Genomic DNA, 16,659 nt, shown 5'->3' with positions numbered 1-16,659 from the left:
GAGGCCCCAACAGCACGATGACGCCCCGCCGCTGCTCCGATTTTCACTCTAGCCACGAGCCACGAGCCACGAGGGCCTGCGGTCAGTCCTGCCAGCGGTCAAGCTGGTCTTCATCCTCCTGCCGCGCGGCGACCCAGTCGGCTGCGCCGGTCGTCAGTTCCTTCTTCCAGAAAGGGGCGCGGGATTTGAGCCAGTCCATCAGGAACTCCGCCGCGGCAAAGGCCGCTCCACGGTGGGCAGAGGCGGTGGCGACCATCATGATCTGATCCCCCGGCGCAAGCCGTCCGTAGCGGTGGATCACCAGCGCATCCAGGAGCGCGAAGCGGCGCACCGCCTCCTCCACCATCCCGGCGATGGCACGCTCGGTCATGCCGGGGTAGTGCTCGATCTCCATGGCGACGAGGCCGCCCGTCACGTCGCGCACCACACCGGTGAAGCTGACGACCGCCCCCGCGGCGGAGGCACGGCGGGTAAAGGCGTCAAGCTCCTGCCCCGGCGCGAAGGCCTCGCTCTGGACGCGGATGTCCATGCCTCAGCCCCCCGTCATCGGCGGGAAGAAAGCGACCTCCCTCACCCCGGCCAGCGGGGCGTCGAAATCGGCAAGCTCCTGATCCAGCGCGACACGCAGGGCGCGCGTATCGGCGAAGGCGGCGGCATAGCGCGGCTCCCGCGCCTTCAGCTCCTCAACCAGCGCGGTCACGTCGGGGGCCGCCGTCTCCAGCCGCTCCTTCGGCAGACCGATCCGCTCCCGCACCCAGGCGAAATAGAGGATGTCGATCATTTCGGCTCCTTCAGATAGGGCAGCGCCTTTCTGAAATAGTCAAAGCCCGTGACGATGGTAAGGCCGGCCGCGATCCAGATCAGCCCCAGCCCCAGAACCGTCGCCGCACCGGCGCAGCCGGTGGCAAAGCAGGTGCGGACCGGATCGGCCGTTCCCAGTTCCACCGCGCGGGCATAAGCCTCCGCCGTCATGCCGCGCAGGTGGATGCCGTTCAGATAGTCGAGGCCGGTGCCGAGAAACAGCACGGCGATCGCGACCATCTGGGCCGTCGTCTTCCACTTGGCGAGCCGGGTCACCTTCAGGAGCCGCGAACGGTCTCCCAGATATTCCCGCAGGCCGGAGACGAACACCTCCCGAAACAGGATGACGGTCGCCGGAAGGATGAGCCATGGGTTCATGCCGGAATAGCCGGTGATCACGAGCAGAGCGATCACCACCATCGCCTTGTCGGCGATCGGGTCCATCGCCGCGCCGAAATGGCTCTCCTGTCCCCAGGCACGGGCGAGGTAGCCGTCGATCCAGTCGGTCACCGCCGCGCCGATGAACAGCGCCAGCGCGAACCAGTCGGCCCATGGGCGGGCAAAGTAGAGAAACATCACCGGCACCCCCGCTGCCGCGATCAGCCGGAACACGGTGAGGATGTTCGGAATGTTCCACTTCATGCGCGGCGCCCCTGTTGTCTCGGCGACATACCTAGCCCGTCGGATCGGGGGTTGAAAGGGGAGAGCCCGCTTCTTGCGGCGGAGTTCAGAACCGGTCTACCAATATCAGGATTTCTGCTCCAGCGTATCATATCGCTTTCACACTTTCAGACCTGCACGCTTCCCCTCCTCACTTGTCTTGAGGACGAACGCGTGGGTGAATGTATGTGCCCTTCAGCCGTAGATGCATAGTAGCTGCATATCAGCGACGAAGATGTCCTTCTCTCCTGCGGGAAACAGACAGTCATCCACAATCGGATCCAGCGGGCGGATCCACCGGGCGCGGACCTATCTCGCCAAAGCCGGGCTTTTGGGGTCGGTCGGGCGAGGCAACCATCAGATCACAGCGGAGGGGAAGGCATTGCTGGCTTCCAAACCAGACAAGATGGACGTCAGAATGCTGGAGCGATATCCAGCCTGCGTTCACTGGCTGGAAATCTTGCACACGGGTGGCGCGGCTCAGGAACGGGCATTTTCCTTGCCACGCGTCCGGTAATCCTCTCCGTTTCAACGGGGCGCAGAAGTGGACCTCAAGCAGCCATCTTCAGTTTCTGGGCGGGCGTAATGCCGCCGATGCCCGTGTTGCGGCGCTCATTATTGTAAGTCCATAGCCCGTCGGATCTCCTGTGCCTCCTCGATTGTTTCAAAGATTAAGAGGTCCAGCCATTCATGCCGGACCGTCCTGTTGTAACGCTCGACGTAAGCGTTCTGCTGCGGCTTCCCGTCCCACCTTCCGCGGTGAAACATTCTGCCACCGACCAGACCCCTGAAGACGCCATCGAAACTGCACCGCAGCAACTCAATGCCGCGGTGCGGGACGAACTGCTGACCCTGGTGCGCCGGATGACTCCTCGGCGCTTCGAGCGTGTCATCCTGAAGCTGCCTGATGCGATGGGATTCGGAGGCGGAGACCTGACGAACGGACGCCTGACCGCCCAAGGAGCCGATGACGGGATCGACGGGATCATCCATGAGGACGCCCTGGGCCTCGATGCGGTATTCGTGCAGGCCAAGCGCTATGCGGAGAATCATCGGGTCGGTCGGCCGGACATGCAGAAGTTCATCGGCTCGCTCACCGGCGAAGGCGCGACGAAGGGGGTTTTCGTCACGACTTCGGATTTTTCACGAGATGCCTCGGATTATCTGCGGCGGATGCAACTCCGTGTCGTCCTGATCGACGGCCGTCGGCTGGCCGATCTCATGCTCACCCATGCCGTGGGCGTGCGAACGCGGGCTACCTATCTCATCAGGACGGTGGATAGGGATTTCTTCGACGAAGCAGAGATTTGATCAACTCAGTCCTTGTGGAAGAAATCGTAAACCGTCTGGGCAATGGCCTCCGATATGCCGGGCGCTGCCTTCAGGTCGGACAGACCGGCCCTTGCCACTGCCTTGGCGGAACCGAAATGCTGAAGCAACGCGCGTTTGCGCGACGCGCCGACGCCCGGTATTTCGTCCAGCGGAGTGGCGCCCATGGACTTTGCCCGCTTGGCCCGGTGGGTGCCGATCGCGAATCGGTGCGCCTCGTCGCGGAGACGCTGGATGAAATAGAGCACCGGATCATTGTGGCGGAGCGCAAATGGCGGCGCACCGGTGCGGTAGAACTCCTCCTTGCCGGCATCCCGGTCGATCCCCTTCGCGACGCCCACCATCGGAATATCCTCGACACCCAGTTCGGCCATGATCTCATGCACGGCCGAAACCTGCCCCGCCCCGCCGTCGATCAGCAGCAGGTCGGGCCAGGCCTCGCCCTGCCGTTCCGGGTCTTCCTTCAGCAGCCGCTGGAACCGCCGGGTCAGCACCTCCTTCATCATGCCGAAGTCATCGCCGGGCGTGATCTCGGTGCCCTTGATGTTGAACTTGCGATACTGCGACTTGATGAATCCCTCCGGCCCCGCGACGATCATGCCGCCGACCGCGTTCGTGCCCTGAATGTGGGAGTTGTCGTAAACCTCGATCCGCGCGGGCGGCGCCTCAAGCCCGAAGGCCTCCGCCACCCCCTCCAGGAGCCGCGCCTGTGTGGCGCTCTCCGACAGGCGGCGGGCAAGGCTTTCGCGCGCGTTGCGGAGCGCGTTGGCAACCAACTCCGCCTTCTCCCCGCGGAGCGGCACGCTGATTTCCACCTTGCGGCCCGCGCGCTCCCGAAGCGCCTCCGTCACGAGATCGGCATTGTCGATCTCCTGCGACAGCAGGATGAGGCGCGGCGGCGTCTTGTCGTCGTAGAACTGCGTCAGAAACGCCTCCAGCACCTCCCCCGCCTCCGCGCCGGAACCGGTGCGGGGGTAGTAGTCCCGGTTGCCCCAGCTCTGGTTCGCGCGGATAAAGAAGACCTGCACGCAGGCCTGCCCCCCCTCCAAGTAAAGCGAAATCACGTCCGCTTCCGCCACGCCGCGCGGATTGATCCCCTGCGAGGACTGCACCTGCGTCAGCGCCCTGATACGGTCCCGCAGGGCGGCGGCGCGCTCAAACTCCATCGCTTCCGACGCGGCCTGCATCTCGGTGGCGAGTTCGGCCTGTACATGGGTCGTGCGGCCTTCCAGAAACTCCTTCGCATCGTGGACGAGGCCCGCATAGCCCTCCTCCGAGACGTGGCCCACGCAGGGGGCGGAGCAACGCTTGATCTGGTAGAGCAGACAGGGCCGCGTCCTGCTGGAGAAGGTGGCGTCGGAGCAGGTGCGCAGCAGGAACACCTTCTGCAACTGGTTGATCGTCCGGTTCACCGCATCGGCGGAGGCGAAGGGGCCGAAGTAGTCCCCCTTCTCCGCCTTTCGGCCACGGTGCTTCTTGATCGGCGGAAAGGGGTGCTCCCGCGACAGCAGGATGTTCGGAAAGCTCTTGTCGTCGCGCAGCAGCACGTTATAGCGCGGCTTCAGCTGCTTGATGAGGTTCTGCTCCAGCAGCAGCGCCTCCACCTCCGTCCGGGTGGTCAGGAACATCATGGAGGCCGTCTCGCGGATCATCCGCGCGATGCGCCCCGAATGGCCGGAGGGGCGCGCGTAGTTCGACACCCGCGCCTTCAGGTTCCGCGCCTTGCCGACGTAGAGCACGCGCCCCTCGCCATCCAGCATCCGGTAAACGCCGGGCGAGGAGTCGAGCGTGCGAAGATAATCCGCAATCACCGCATGTCCGGTTTTGGGCTGATCCGGTCTGGGTTCGGCGGCGGTCACGGGATGGCTCTCCTCTTGGCGACCGGGTCGATTCCCGGCATGGGCTGCAATCTGGGCACTCGGTATGCAAGGGAAAAGGAGTCCACGACTTTTGTGGATAAGTCTGGAGACAACTTCATGGCAGAGAGCCTTTTTCCTTGTTTTCCTGCCCCTTCGTCAAGCTGCCCGTTTTTTGGGCATGATTACAACACGCTGATTTTGCGAGTAAAATTTTTTGACGCAGGCAAAGCGGCAGCAAATGCGGATGAATCGTGAACAATTCGTGACGGGCCGCGCCCGCTCGGGAAAAGTCAAGTCTCGGTGCCGCTTACCCCCGGGCAAAAAGGACGCGAAATGTTATTTCGTCCCGAGGATGTCCGGCGTCTGCCAGGCAAGCCGCTGCCCGCCATCGACGAACAGAAGCTGCCCGGTGACGGACCGTGCCTCGATCAGATATCCCAGAGCCGCGGTGATGTCCGAGGGATCGGCCCCGCGTTCCAGAATCGTCGCGGCCCGCTGGCGGCGATAGTGGTCGTCATCCTGACGCGCGCCGCGAAGCGTCGGCCCCGGTGCGATGCCGTTGACCCGGATCGTCGGAGCAAGCGCCTGCGCCGCCGTGCGGGTAAAGGCCCAGAGCCCCATCTTGGCGATCGTATAGGTCATGAATTCCGGCGTCAGCTTCTCTACCCGCTGGTCGATGATGTTGACGACGAGCGCCTGCGCCACTGTCTCTCCCCGGTCATCCTTGCCCGCCTGCGGCGCCTGTGCGGCAAAGGCCTGCGTCAGAAAGAACGGCGCACGAAGATTGGAGCCGATATGCCGGTCCCAGCTTTCCGCCGTGGCCGAGGCAAGCGTGTCGTATTCGAAGATCGACGCATTGTTGACCAGCAGGGTCAGCGCACCGCCCAGCATATCCACTGCGCGAGGCACGAGGCTTTCCGTCTCCGAGGCGCTCAGCAGGTCGGCCTGAAGTGCCACGGCCTGTCCGCCCGCGTCGCGAATCTGGCGGACGACCTCATCCGCCCCATTGGCGGAGGCGGAGTAATGGACCGCGACCTCATATCCCCGCTGGCCGAGGTAGAGCGCCATCTCCCGCCCGATGCGTTTGCCTGCGCCCGTAACCAGTGCCTTGGGTGCCATGTCTTCTCCCTTCCGCCCTCGGATGCGCCCGAAAACGCGTCAGGCCTTGTCCTTGCAGGGGCAGGTCTTCCGCCCGATGAGCCACGTTCCGCAGTCGCCACACCGTTGCGGCTTCGAGATCTGCGGCGGCTGTTGCTTCCGCGTGGGCCGGAACCAGCGCATCTGGCCCAGAAAGCCGAGCAGAACGACCGCCGCCAGAAAGAATATCGCGATTTTCAACAGCATGTCACAATCCGTATCTCGCCCACAGCGCCCGCTCCTCCACAGCCCCCTCCACCCCGGCCAGCGCTTCCGCGCCCAGCGCCTGCATGCCAAGCCGCGACAGCAGGGACCGTTTCGGCCCGAACGCGCGAAAGCGGACCTTGTCACCATAGACCGCCTTCATGCGCGGCACGAGATGTCCGATCCCATCGGCGAGACCCAGTGCAACCGCCTGCTGACCGACCCAAACATCGCCCTGAAACAGATCGACGTCGCTGGCCAGCCGCGGACCGCGCCGCATCTCCACGTGATGGATGAAATTCCCATGGATCGGCTCCAGTAAAGCCCGGATCCGCTGCTCGTCGGCTTCCGTCATGCTGCGGAACGGATCGGCAAGGCTCTTTGAGCGGCCCGCCGTCAGCACCCGCCGCTCGATGCCGTGGCGATGGATGAACTCGGGAAACCCGAAGGAGGCATGGATGACCCCGATGGATCCGAGAAGGGAACTGTCATCGGCCCAGATATCGTCCCCCGCCGTGGCGAGCCAGTAGCCCCCCGAGGCCGCCACATCCTCCACGAAGGCATGGACGGGCACCTGCTTCTCCTCCGCCAGACGGCGGATGCGCGCGGCGATGAGCGCGCTTTGCACCGGAGAGCCACCGGGAGAATTCACGGCAAGCGCCACCGCAACCGGCTTCTTCGCGAAAGCACGGGTGATCACCGGAGCAAGGGACGCATCGCTCAACCCCCCGCGGCCACCTGCGGCGATGGTGCCCTGCAGGCGGATGACAGCGACGGTCGGACGGCGGGACAAGGAAAATGTGAAAGCCATGAGCCGCATCTATGCGCGGATACCCCCCTCCGGCAAGTGGTGCCGCCGGGACCGGCACCGCACAGGCCTCGCCGGCCTGGCGACAACTCCTGTCAAAAGGGCGGTGGTCGGCGGCTCAGAAGGGAGGTGATCGGCGGCAGGTCAGGGGGATTTGGTTCCCTGTGCCGGAGACGCGGCGGCGCGCGGCAGGCCGTCTGGCGGAGACAGGGCAGCCTGTCGCCAGTGCCGGGATGGCACAGCAGAAGGCGTATCGTCGGATGACAGTGGCTGATCAGCCGCCAGCCGTCGGAATCGCTCCGCCACAATGCCGGGTCAGCTCATGTCCGGGAACCGGAGGTAACACGGGTTTTCCAACGATGGGCTGCGGAATTTCTTCTGACCTGCTCCGACTGCTCCGACTGCTCCGACTGCTCCGACTGCTCCGACTGCTCCGACTGCTCCGACTGCTCCGACTGCTCCGACTGCTCCGACTGCTCCGACTGCTCCGACTGCTCCGACTGCTCCGACTGCTCCGACTGCTCCGACTGCTCCGACTGCTCCGACTGCTCCGACTGCTCCGACTGCTCCGACTGCTCCGACATGCGTCTTCTGCCTGCAGGACAGGCGCAAGGCGGTGGGGCGCTTAAAGTTCGGGCGTCAGGCTCAGGCCGGTCAAGCAAGCCCCCCGCTCAGGGAACAACGCCGCTTTCGCCGCGTTGCGGCCAGGGTGAGCGAGGTATTCTGATCGCCGCCCGTCGCTCAGGGAGGCGCTGCATGACCCACTGGCATTGGGCTTAACCGTGGACGGAACGAGCCCCGAGGCGTCCTCCATCCGTATCCCCTTCTGGTCGGGCGGCAGTCTCCGCGCGGCGGGCGCTGCCGTCGCGGAGAGCGAAAGCCCCGACCTCTACGCCTTCCAGCCCTTCCGCATCATGGAGCGGTTGGACCAGAATCAGGCCGTCATCGCGCGGAACTACCTCTCCATCATGGCCGCCGCGCGGGATGGGGAGCTTATCACCCCCGCCGCCGAATGGTTGATCGACAACCATCATGTGGTAGAGGAAAACTTCCGCCACCTCCGCCGCGACCTCACCCCCTCCTTCTACCGCCACCTGCCACAGATCACGCTTGTCAACGGGCAGCGGGTCCCCCGTGCCTTCGCACTTGCCTGGCAATACGTGGCGATTGTGGATTCCGAGATCTCGCTCGCCGGGCTGACGGAGATGGTCGAGGGCTACCAGACCCGCCGCATCCTCACCATCGGAGAGCTCTGGGCGGTTCCGGCGCTCCTGCGCTTCGTGCTGCTCGAAAACCTCCGCCGGCAATCGGAACAGGTGGACAGCGCCCGTCGGCAGAGGCTTGCGGCCAATGCGCTCGCCGATCAGATGCTCATCCCCGCGGGCGAAGGCGGCGTGGCGCTGCTTCTGGCCACGCATGTCGCGGAAGCGCGGGAGGATACCTTCGCGTCCCAGCTCGTCTATCGCTTCCGCGACGGCACGCAGATATCCCGCGAGGGCACGGCCTGGCTGGATGCCCGGCTGGCGGAACGCGGGACCACTGCCGAGCGCATGGTTGCGCTGGAACATGCACGCCAGTCGGCGAGCAACGTCTCCAGCGGCAACATCATCCGCGGCCTCAGGCTGGTGGACGACGTGGACTGGCTCACATGGTTCGAAAAGGTCAGCGCTGTTGACAGGGTGCTCCGGCAGTCTTCCGATTATGGCCGCCTCGACAAGCCGTCACGCAATGCCTACCGCGACACGGTCGAACGCGTGGCGCGTCATGGCCGGCTCGACGAGGTGGAGGTGGCGGAAAAAGCCGTGGCCCTCGCCCGGACGGACAGGCCACAGGATGCAGGCGGGTTTCATGATGCAGATGTGCCACGCGATGCAGATGGGTGGCCTGACGCGATCGGGCCTGCCACAATCGGGCGGGGCTCAACCGGGTCAGATGATCGGGACACGCGCCTGACGCCTGACGCGGCGCAATCGGCTCGCCGGCCCGTGTCGGGTGAAGGAGCGGCGGAAAGCCTCCGCTCTGGCGCTGAACGGGAGGGGGGCTTTCCCTCGCACCCGGAGGGGCGCCCTCCCTTGCAGGATGCCGGAGCAGGCGCGCCCCTGTCAGGCACGTCCCTGTCAGGCACGGCCTCTTCGGGTTCGACCGGTAACGCATCGCCCCCGGATGATCCGGGAAATGATCGCTCACCCATTTCGCCTGCGCAGTCCTTCGACGCGTCCCCCGCCCCGGTCAGTTCCGACGCGGCGGGTGCTCTTTCAGGCGCAGGTGATCCGAATCGCTTCGCCGCCCGTCCAACGGAACCACAGGCGCAGGCAGACCCCGCAGATACCCGCACGGGTGAGGCGGGCAGTCCCGCCGACACCCCGCGCGACACGCCCCACGATACCGGGCCAGCGGTTGGGCCAGAGGTTGGGCGTGTGCTGGTGGGCGACAGGCTCGGCGAGCTGGAACATGCCTGCGGCTACCGGATGCGCTTCGGGGAGCGCTGCCTCCGCTTTGCGCGGCGGCTGGGCTGGCCGGCGATCTTCGTGCCGGTGCTGGTGCTCTCCGTGATCATCACCGGGCTGCTGGCCCTCACGCTTCCCGCCCAGCCGATGCTGCCGCTCCCCGTCTCCGTCTTGCTCATCCTGCTGGCACTGGTTCCGGCCTCGGATGCGGCGATGGCGCTGGTGAGCCTCGTCTCCTCCCGGCTCGTGCCGCCGGCGCGGCTGCCCGCCTATGACTACACCGACGCCATCCCCCCGGAGGCGCGGACGCTGGTGGTCATCCCCTGCCTGCTGACCGATTACGACACGATCGACGACCTGCTGGGCAATCTCGAGCGGCACTATCTCGCCAATCCGCGCGGCGAGGTGTCCTTTGCATTGCTCTCCGACTGGGCCGATGCGGCGGAGGAGACGCAGCCCTCCGACGACGAACTGGTGGCCTATGCCCGAGACGGCATTGACCTCTTGGCAGAGCGCTATGCCCATGACGGGCGGCGGCGGTTCTTCCTTCTGCACCGCCGCCGCCTGTTCAATGCCGCCGAGGGCGTTTGGATGGGGTGGGAGCGCAAGCGCGGCAAGCTCAGCGAGCTGAACCAGCTTCTGGAGGGTGAGGGCGACACCACCTTCCTCGACACCGGCCCCCGCCCGCCGGACGGGGTGCGCTACGTGGTGACGCTGGATGCGGATACCCGTCTGCCGCGCGATTCCATCGCCGATCTGGTCGGCAAGATCGACAACCCGGTGAACCGGCCCCGCAACGACCCCAAAACTGGCCTTGTCACGCGCGGACACGGCATCCTGCAACCGCGTGTCACACCCTCACTCACATCCGGGGCGGAAAGCTCCGTTTTCCAGCGGGTGTTCTCCGCCAACCGGGGTCTTGATCCTTACGTCTTTGCCGTGTCCGACCTCTATCAGGACCTGCTGGACGAGGGGAGCTTCACCGGCAAGGGCATCTATGACGTCCGCGCCTTCGACGCCGCCATCGACAACCGCCTGCCGGAAAACGCGGTTCTGAGCCATGACCTGATCGAAGGCTCGCTGGCCCGCGCGGCGCTCGTCTCCGATGTGCAGGTGATCGAGGATTTCCCGACGCGTTACGAAGTGGATGTCTCCCGCCAGCACCGCTGGGCGCGGGGGGACTGGCAGCTTCTGCCCTTCATCCTCGACCCGACGAACGGGCTGAACGGCGTGGCGAGGCTGAAGATGGTGGACAACCTGCGCCGCACGCTGGTCCCCATCGCCTGGGTGCTGGGGTCCGCCATCGGCTGGCTGACGATGCCGTTCACCGCCGCGCTCTGGTGGCAGGTGGGGCTTGTCCTGACCTTCATCCTGGTGCCGCTTGCCAACTTCCTGATCGGGGTCGTGCCCCGGCAGCGGGGAACCTCTCCCCGGAGCCATGTCCACGTGGTGTTGAGCGAGGGGCGCGGCCTGCTGGTGGAGTTCGGCCTGCGGCTCACCTTCATGGCGCATCTCGCGGTGACGATGGGCGATGCGATCGTGCGCGCGCTCTACCGCATGTTCGTCTCGCGCAAGCATCTGCTGGAATGGCGCACGGCCCAGCAGGTCCATGTTGGCGCGCGGTCCGATCTGAAAGACTACCTGCGCTACATGTGGATATCGCCGGTGATCGGGCTGGGGCTTCTTGTTGCGGTGGCGCTTGTGAACCCCGCCTGTCTGGCCGTCGCCCTGCCCTTCGCGCTGATCTGGACGCTGGCGCCGCTGGCGGCATGGGAGGTGAGCCGCCCGCTCGCCACGGAGGATCGGCTGAACATCCGTCCCGCGGACCGTGACACGCTGCGCCGGACGGCACGGCTCACCTGGCGGTATTTCGAAACCTTCGTCACCGCGGAGTCGAACTGGCTGCCCCCCGACAACTTTCAGGAAGCCCCTGCCCCGAAGATTGCCGAGCGGACCTCCCCCACCAACATAGGGCTTTATCTGCTTTCCGTCCTGACCGCGCGCGATTTCGGCTGGATCAGCTTCGAGGCCGCCGTGGGCCGCATCGAACAGTCCCTCGGCACGCTGGAGCGGATGGAGAAGTATCGGGGCCATCTCTACAACTGGTATGACACGGCGAACCTCGCCGTGCTGGAGCCGCGATATGTCTCCGCCGTGGACAGCGGCAACCTCGCCGGACATCTGGTCACGCTGTCTTCCGCGCTCCGCGAGTGGAGCCGGAATCCCTCGGTCAACATGCTGGGCAATCTGGACGGGATCGGCGACGTGCTGGCCTTGGTGCGGGAGCGCCATGCCGCCGTGCCGGATGACTGCCGCACGCTCCGCCCCCTCCGCCGCCGGATCGAGGAGCGGATCGACGGTTTCGCCCGGAGCCTCGCCAGCTATCTTGATGAGCCGCAGCTTGCCCCCGTGCGCGCGATCAACCTCGCCGTCATCGCCGAGGACATCCGCAAGCTGAGCCTCGACCTCGATCGGGAAGCGGGCCACGCGGCCACCGCGGAACTCGTCTGGTGGGCCAATGCGCTGAAAGCGACATGCGACGCGATGACGGGGGATTCGCTTGCGGGATGGGAGGAGAAGGACAGTCTGGCAGAGCGCCTCGCCGCGCTGGCGGAACGGGCGCGCGCCCTCGCCTTCGCCATGGACTTCCGCTTCCTGATGGATCCGGAGAAGCGGCTCCTCTCCATCGGCTACAGGCCGGATCTGGGGGAGCGCGACCTGTCCTGCTACGACCTGCTGGCGTCGGAGGCGCGGCTCGCCTCCTTCTTTGCCATCGCCAAGGGCGACCTGCCGGTGGAGCACTGGACCCGCCTCGGCCGGCCCGTCACCGCCTTTGAGGGGCGGGGCGTGCTGCTGTCATGGTCCGGGTCGATGTTCGAATACCTCATGCCCCCGCTCGTGATGCAGGAGCGCGTGGGCGGTATCCTGAACCAGTCCAACGCCATGGCAGTGGCAGTGCAGATACAACACGGCAACCGCCTGGGCATCCCATGGGGAGTGTCGGAGAGCGCCTTCAACGCCCGCGACCGGGAGATGAACTACCAGTATTACGCCTTCGGAGTACCGGAGCTTGGCCTGAAACGCGCCCTCGGGCAGGACGTGGTCGTCGCCCCCTACGCCACGCTGCTGGCGAGCCAGTTGCGTCCCCATGCGGCGGTGGCGAACCTGCGGCGGCTGGAGAAGATGGGCGCCTTCGGCCCGCAGGGGGCCTATGATGCCGTGGACTTCACCCCCAGCCGGTTGCAGGAAGGCGCGAAATACGCGGTCGTGCGGAACTACATGGCGCATCACCACGGTATGAGCATCGTCGCGATCGGCAACTCCATCCTCGACGGCATCCACCGCACGCGCTTTCACGACGATCCGGTCATCAAGGCGGCGGAACTGCTGTTGCAGGAAAAGGCGCCGCGAGAAATCGTGCCCCTTACCCGGAGCGACGCGGCCTCCGTCCCCGCCCATGTCGCCGGGCCGGAGGCGCAGCCCCTGAACGTCGCGCCCGAGCCGGAGGACAACCGCAACGCGGTGGCCATCCTGTCCAACGGGCACCACTCGGTCATGCTCTCCACCACCGGGGCGGGCTATATGACATATGGCAGGCTCGCGGTCACGCGCTGGCGGCCAGACCCCACCTTCGACAACGGCGGCAGCTTTCTGTTCCTGCGGGATACGACCTCGGGCCAGTGGTGGTCCGCCAGCACCAGCCCGCGCCGCGCCAGACGGGAGATCGCGGGCGCCGTCTTCTCCGACCACAAGGCGGAGTTCCACAAGGTCGCGCATGGCATCGACAGCCGGATGGAAGTCATCGTCGCGGCAGAGGCCAATGCGGAAGGGCGGCGCATCGTGCTCCGCAATCTGGGCACCGAGGCGCGGACCATAGAGATCACCTCCTATGGGGAGATCGTGCTCGACCGGGCGGAGTCGGACGCGGCGCATCCCGCCTTCTCGAAAATGTTCGTCCGCACGGAGGTCTGGGAGAACGGCCGTGTCATCACCGCGCGGCGCAACCGGCGTAACGCGGACGACAGGCAGTTGCACCTCGCCCATTTCCTGAGCGGGCCGCCGGAGGGGCGGGGCACCGAGTTCGAGACAGACCGGCGTGCCTTCATCGGCCGCGGGCGCACGCTCGGCACGGCGGCCGCCTTCGATCCGGGCGTGGAACTCACCGGGGCGACGGGCTTTACGCTGGACCCGATATTCTCCCTCCGCCGCCGCATCCGCATCCTGCCCCGCAAGGAGGCGAGCCTGATCTTCTGGACCGTCGTCACCGACACGGCGGAGGAACTCGAGCGGGCGGTGGCGCACTACAGCCGCGCCGAAACCTTCGAGCACGAGAGCCGCCTCGCCTGGACCTATTCGCAGGTGCAGCTCCGCCATCTGGACATCCCGCTGGAGGAAGCCGCGCTCTTCCGCCGGTATGCCGCGCTGCTGGTCTATCCAGACTTGTCACTGACGGCGATGGATGCGGAAACGCAGGCGGCGATGGGTCCGCAATCCGCGCTCTGGCCTGCGGGCATATCGGGCGATGTGCCGATCTTCCTGCTCCGCCTGGACAGCGAGGCGGATCTTCCCATCGTGCGGGAAGCGCTCAGGATGCATCTCTACTTCCGCGCGCGCGGGGTGCTGGCGGATCTGGTGATCCTGAACGAGCGCGCCACCTCCTATTCCGAGCAGTTGCAGGACGAGATCAACGCCCTGTCGCAGAGCTATGAGCGCCGCAGGACGGGGGAAGGCGGCAATGTCTATGTCCTGCGCCGCGACATGCTGGGCCGCGAGACGCTGGACACGCTCCTCGCCGCCGCGCGGATTTCGATACATACCCGCAATGGGCGGCTGTCCGAGCAGATCCACCGGCTCGACACCATCGCCGAGGAAACCGTTGCCCCGAAGGCTCCGCCGCCCCCCGTGCCGGTCAAAGCCCTGCCGCCCCCTGCCTTCCCCGAGGAAACGCTGCGCTTCTGGAACGGCTATGGCGGCTTTTCCGCGGACGGGCGGAGCTATGTCATCCGTCTCCGCCATGGGGAGGCGACACCGCATCCCTGGATCAACGTCATCGCGCGCGGCGCATTCGGCTTCCACATCTCGGCCACCGGGGCGGGTTTCACCTGGTCGGTCAACTCCCGCGATCACCAGATCACGCCATGGTCGAACGATCCGGTCATCGACCCGCCGGGCGAGGGCTTCTTCATCCACGATGCAGAGACCGGCCGCATCGCGACACCCTTCGCGGGCCTCTCCGACGATCCGCTGGCGCTCTACGAGGTGCGGCACGGCTTCGGTCAGACCACCTTCCGCGTCTTTACCGACTGGCTGGAGGTGGAGGCCGTCCAGACGCTCCACGCGGATCAACCGGCGAAGCTCACCCGTCTCACGCTCCACAATCGGTCCGGGCGGACGTTGCGTCTCCGCATTGCGGGCTATGCGGAATGCGTTCTGGGCCAGAACCGCAGCCGGACCGCGCCGATGATCCGGCTCCGGCGGCTTGCCTCCGGCGGGCTTGCCGCGCGGAACCCCTTTGCAACGGAAGCGGCAGGGCATGCCGCCGTCTTCGCCTGCGACCGTGTCGTGACGGGGTTCCTCGGCTCTCGGACCGCGTTCTTCGGGCGGGGGGGCAACACCCGCCGTCCGGCGGCGCTGGTGGACGGTTGGCCGGGATCCTCCCTGGAGACGGAGGGCGATCCCTGCGCCGTGCTCGTCTCGGAAGTGACCCTCCCCCCCGGCGCCAGCCGCAGCGTGACATTCGCGCTCGGCGACGGGGCGGAAGCCGATGTCGATCACCTGCCCGCCCGCGTGCTCGGGGAGGATGCCTGGCAGGCCGCGCTTGCCGCGGTGGCACGGGAATGGGGCGGGATCACGGATACCCTGCAGGTCAGCACCCCTGATCCGAAGCTCGATCTCATGATAAACGGCTGGTTGCCCTATCAGGCCATCGCCTGCCGTATCCGCGCGCGCAGCGCCTTCTATCAGGCCTCCGGCGCCTTCGGGTTCCGCGACCAGCTGCAGGATACGAGCGCCCTGCTCCTGCAGGACCCCTCCCTCGCCCGCGCGCAGATCCTGAATGCCGCCAGTCGCCAGTTCCCCGAGGGCGACGTGCAGCACTGGTGGCTGCCTGCGACGGGCGCGGGTGTCCGGACGATGATCTCCGACGATGTGGTGTGGCTGGGCCATCTGACCGAGCGCTATGTGGCGGCCACCGGCGATACCGCCTTGCTGGACCATCCGCTGCCCTGGCTGGAGGGCCGGAGGCTGGAGGAAGGGGAGCATGACGCCTTCTACACACCCGGTCACAGCGCGGAGACGGCGCCGCTCTACGAACACTGCGCCCGCGCGCTCGACCTCGCCGTGGCGCGGACGGGGGCGAACGGGCTGCCGCTGATTCTGGGGGGCGACTGGAACGACGGCATGAACCGGGTGGGCGAAAAGGGCCGGGGAGAGAGCGTCTGGCTTGGCTGGTTCCTTGCCGCCACGCTCGACGCCTTCGCGCCCTTCGCGCGGGCGCGGGGCGAGGCGGAGCGCGCTGACCGCTGGCAGGCGCATCGGGAGCGGCTGGCGCAGGCGCTGGAAACGGCGGGATGGGACGGGGGGTGGTATCGCCGTGGCTATTATGACGACGGCGCCCCGCTCGGAAGCCGGGAAAGCGACGCCTGCCGCATCGATTCCATCGCGCAGAGCTGGGCCGCCATCTCCGGCATCGCACCGGACGAGCACGCAACCATCGCGGTGGATGCGGCCCTGTCGCATCTGGTGGATACCGAGGCGGGGCTCATTCGCCTGTTCCAGCCGCCCTTCGTCGGCGGTGCGGATGGCGAGGGCCGCGATCCCGGCTATATCCAGGGCTACCCCCCCGGCGTGCGGGAAAACGGGGGACAGTACACCCATGCCGCGGCGTGGATGGTCTATGCGCTGGCGCGAATGGGCCGGGGTGCGGATGCGCATGGTCTTTTCGACATGATCAACCCCGTCTCCCATGCGGAGAACCGTTCGGAGGCGGATCGCTACAGGGTGGAGCCTTATGTCGTGGCGGCGGATGTCTATGGCATCGGCGACAAGCGCGGGCGCGGGGGCTGGACGTGGTATACCGGCTCGGCAGGCTGGCTCTACCGCGCTGCAGTGGAGGGGATCCTCGGCATCACGCTGGCCGATGGAAACCTGCGCGTGGAGCCGAGGATCCCGCCCGAATGGCCGGGCTACGAGGCAGACATCCGGCTTCCCGACGGCCGCCGCTACCACGTCGCGGTATCCAGGCGGGACGGCTCCCATACTGTCGAGGTGACCCGGCAAAGCGCGGACACCCTCGACGGATCGGCAGCGCCGGTACCCCGTGATGCGGCAGAGACGGACAGCCGCTAGACGCCGCCGGCAAGACAGGGCAGCCCCGACAGCCGGGCCCGCTTTCCCGGGAGATGAAGGAGCGTCC

General features: G+C 66.5%; 12 protein-coding genes and 1 pseudogene. 4 read left to right on the top strand and 9 right to left on the bottom strand.

Features of this window, described 5'->3' with window-relative positions:
- Nucleotides 1-82: 82 nt before the first annotated feature.
- From CDV49_RS12940 to pgsA, 3 genes are read right to left on the bottom strand one after another with little or no spacing between them, the layout of a single operon-like run.
- A complete protein-coding gene (locus CDV49_RS12940) occupies nt 83-529 on the bottom strand; it encodes a molybdenum cofactor biosynthesis protein MoaE (protein WP_088215837.1) in 447 nt (148 codons plus the stop codon).
- 3 nt (nt 530-532) lie between these two features.
- On the bottom strand, nt 533-781 hold the full coding sequence (moaD, locus tag CDV49_RS12935; protein WP_088215836.1) for a molybdopterin converting factor subunit 1: 249 nt from the start codon (nt 779-781) through the stop codon (nt 533-535).
- A complete protein-coding gene (pgsA, locus tag CDV49_RS12930) occupies nt 778-1,443 on the bottom strand; it encodes a CDP-diacylglycerol--glycerol-3-phosphate 3-phosphatidyltransferase (protein ID WP_088215835.1) in 666 nt (221 codons plus the stop codon). The genes moaD and pgsA overlap by 4 nt, the downstream gene beginning before the upstream one ends.
- A 223-nt stretch (nt 1,444-1,666) precedes the next feature.
- Between pgsA and CDV49_RS21115 the strand changes: the two genes are divergently transcribed.
- Nucleotides 1,667-1,978: a winged helix-turn-helix domain-containing protein gene (locus CDV49_RS21115; RefSeq protein WP_143413170.1), complete on the top strand. Its 312-nt coding sequence runs from the start codon at nt 1,667-1,669 to the stop codon at nt 1,976-1,978.
- Nucleotides 1,979-2,012: 34 nt separating this feature from the next.
- On the opposite strand, the pseudogene CDV49_RS12925 reads toward CDV49_RS21115, so the two are convergent.
- Nucleotides 2,013-2,205, bottom strand: a pseudogene (locus CDV49_RS12925) (integrase core domain-containing protein); the annotation flags it as partial.
- Here CDV49_RS12925 and CDV49_RS12920 point away from each other — a divergent pair.
- Nucleotides 2,152-2,772: a restriction endonuclease gene (locus CDV49_RS12920; protein ID WP_088215834.1), complete on the top strand. Its 621-nt coding sequence runs from the start codon at nt 2,152-2,154 to the stop codon at nt 2,770-2,772. The pseudogene CDV49_RS12925 and the gene CDV49_RS12920 sit on opposite strands and share 54 nt — an antisense overlap.
- A gap of 5 nt (nt 2,773-2,777) precedes the next feature.
- On the opposite strand, the gene uvrC is transcribed toward CDV49_RS12920, so the two are convergent.
- Nucleotides 2,778-4,649 carry an excinuclease ABC subunit UvrC gene (gene uvrC / locus CDV49_RS12915; protein ID WP_088215833.1) on the bottom strand — a complete coding sequence of 624 codons (1,872 nt, stop codon included), beginning with the start codon at nt 4,647-4,649 and terminating at the stop codon, nt 2,778-2,780.
- Nucleotides 4,650-4,766: 117 nt separating this feature from the next.
- Here uvrC and CDV49_RS20505 point away from each other — a divergent pair, with 117 nt between their 5' ends.
- Nucleotides 4,767-4,904 (top strand): hypothetical protein, encoded by a 138-nt coding sequence (locus CDV49_RS20505; RefSeq protein WP_179209199.1) that lies wholly within the window; start codon nt 4,767-4,769, stop codon nt 4,902-4,904.
- Nucleotides 4,905-4,985: 81 nt separating this feature from the next.
- On the opposite strand, the gene CDV49_RS12910 is transcribed toward CDV49_RS20505, so the two are convergent.
- From CDV49_RS12910 to CDV49_RS20500, 4 genes are all read right to left on the bottom strand, one after another.
- Nucleotides 4,986-5,768, bottom strand: a complete 783-nt coding sequence (locus CDV49_RS12910; protein WP_088215832.1) for an SDR family oxidoreductase — start codon at nt 5,766-5,768, stop codon at nt 4,986-4,988.
- Between the two features lie 39 nt (nt 5,769-5,807).
- Complete coding sequence (locus CDV49_RS12905; RefSeq protein ID WP_088215831.1) at nt 5,808-5,993, bottom strand: hypothetical protein; 186 nt, start codon at nt 5,991-5,993, stop codon at nt 5,808-5,810.
- Between the two features lies 1 nt (nt 5,994).
- Entirely contained in the window at nt 5,995-6,801 is an 807-nt protein-coding gene (locus CDV49_RS12900; RefSeq protein ID WP_088215862.1) for a S49 family peptidase, read from the bottom strand.
- 317 nt (nt 6,802-7,118) lie between these two features.
- A complete protein-coding gene (locus tag CDV49_RS20500) occupies nt 7,119-7,382 on the bottom strand; it encodes a hypothetical protein (RefSeq protein WP_218821966.1) in 264 nt (87 codons plus the stop codon).
- 198 nt (nt 7,383-7,580) lie between these two features.
- Between CDV49_RS20500 and CDV49_RS12890 the strand changes: the two genes are divergently transcribed.
- On the top strand, nt 7,581-16,592 hold the full coding sequence (locus CDV49_RS12890) for a GH36-type glycosyl hydrolase domain-containing protein (RefSeq protein ID WP_088215829.1): 9,012 nt from the start codon (nt 7,581-7,583) through the stop codon (nt 16,590-16,592).
- Nucleotides 16,593-16,659: the final 67 nt, after the last annotated feature.

The organism is Haematobacter genomosp. 1 (assembly GCF_002196855.1).
Lineage (GTDB): Bacteria > Pseudomonadota > Alphaproteobacteria > Rhodobacterales > Rhodobacteraceae > Haematobacter.
Note: the sequence above shows the minus strand (reverse complement) of the source record. Positions and strands in the feature narration are given on the sequence as shown.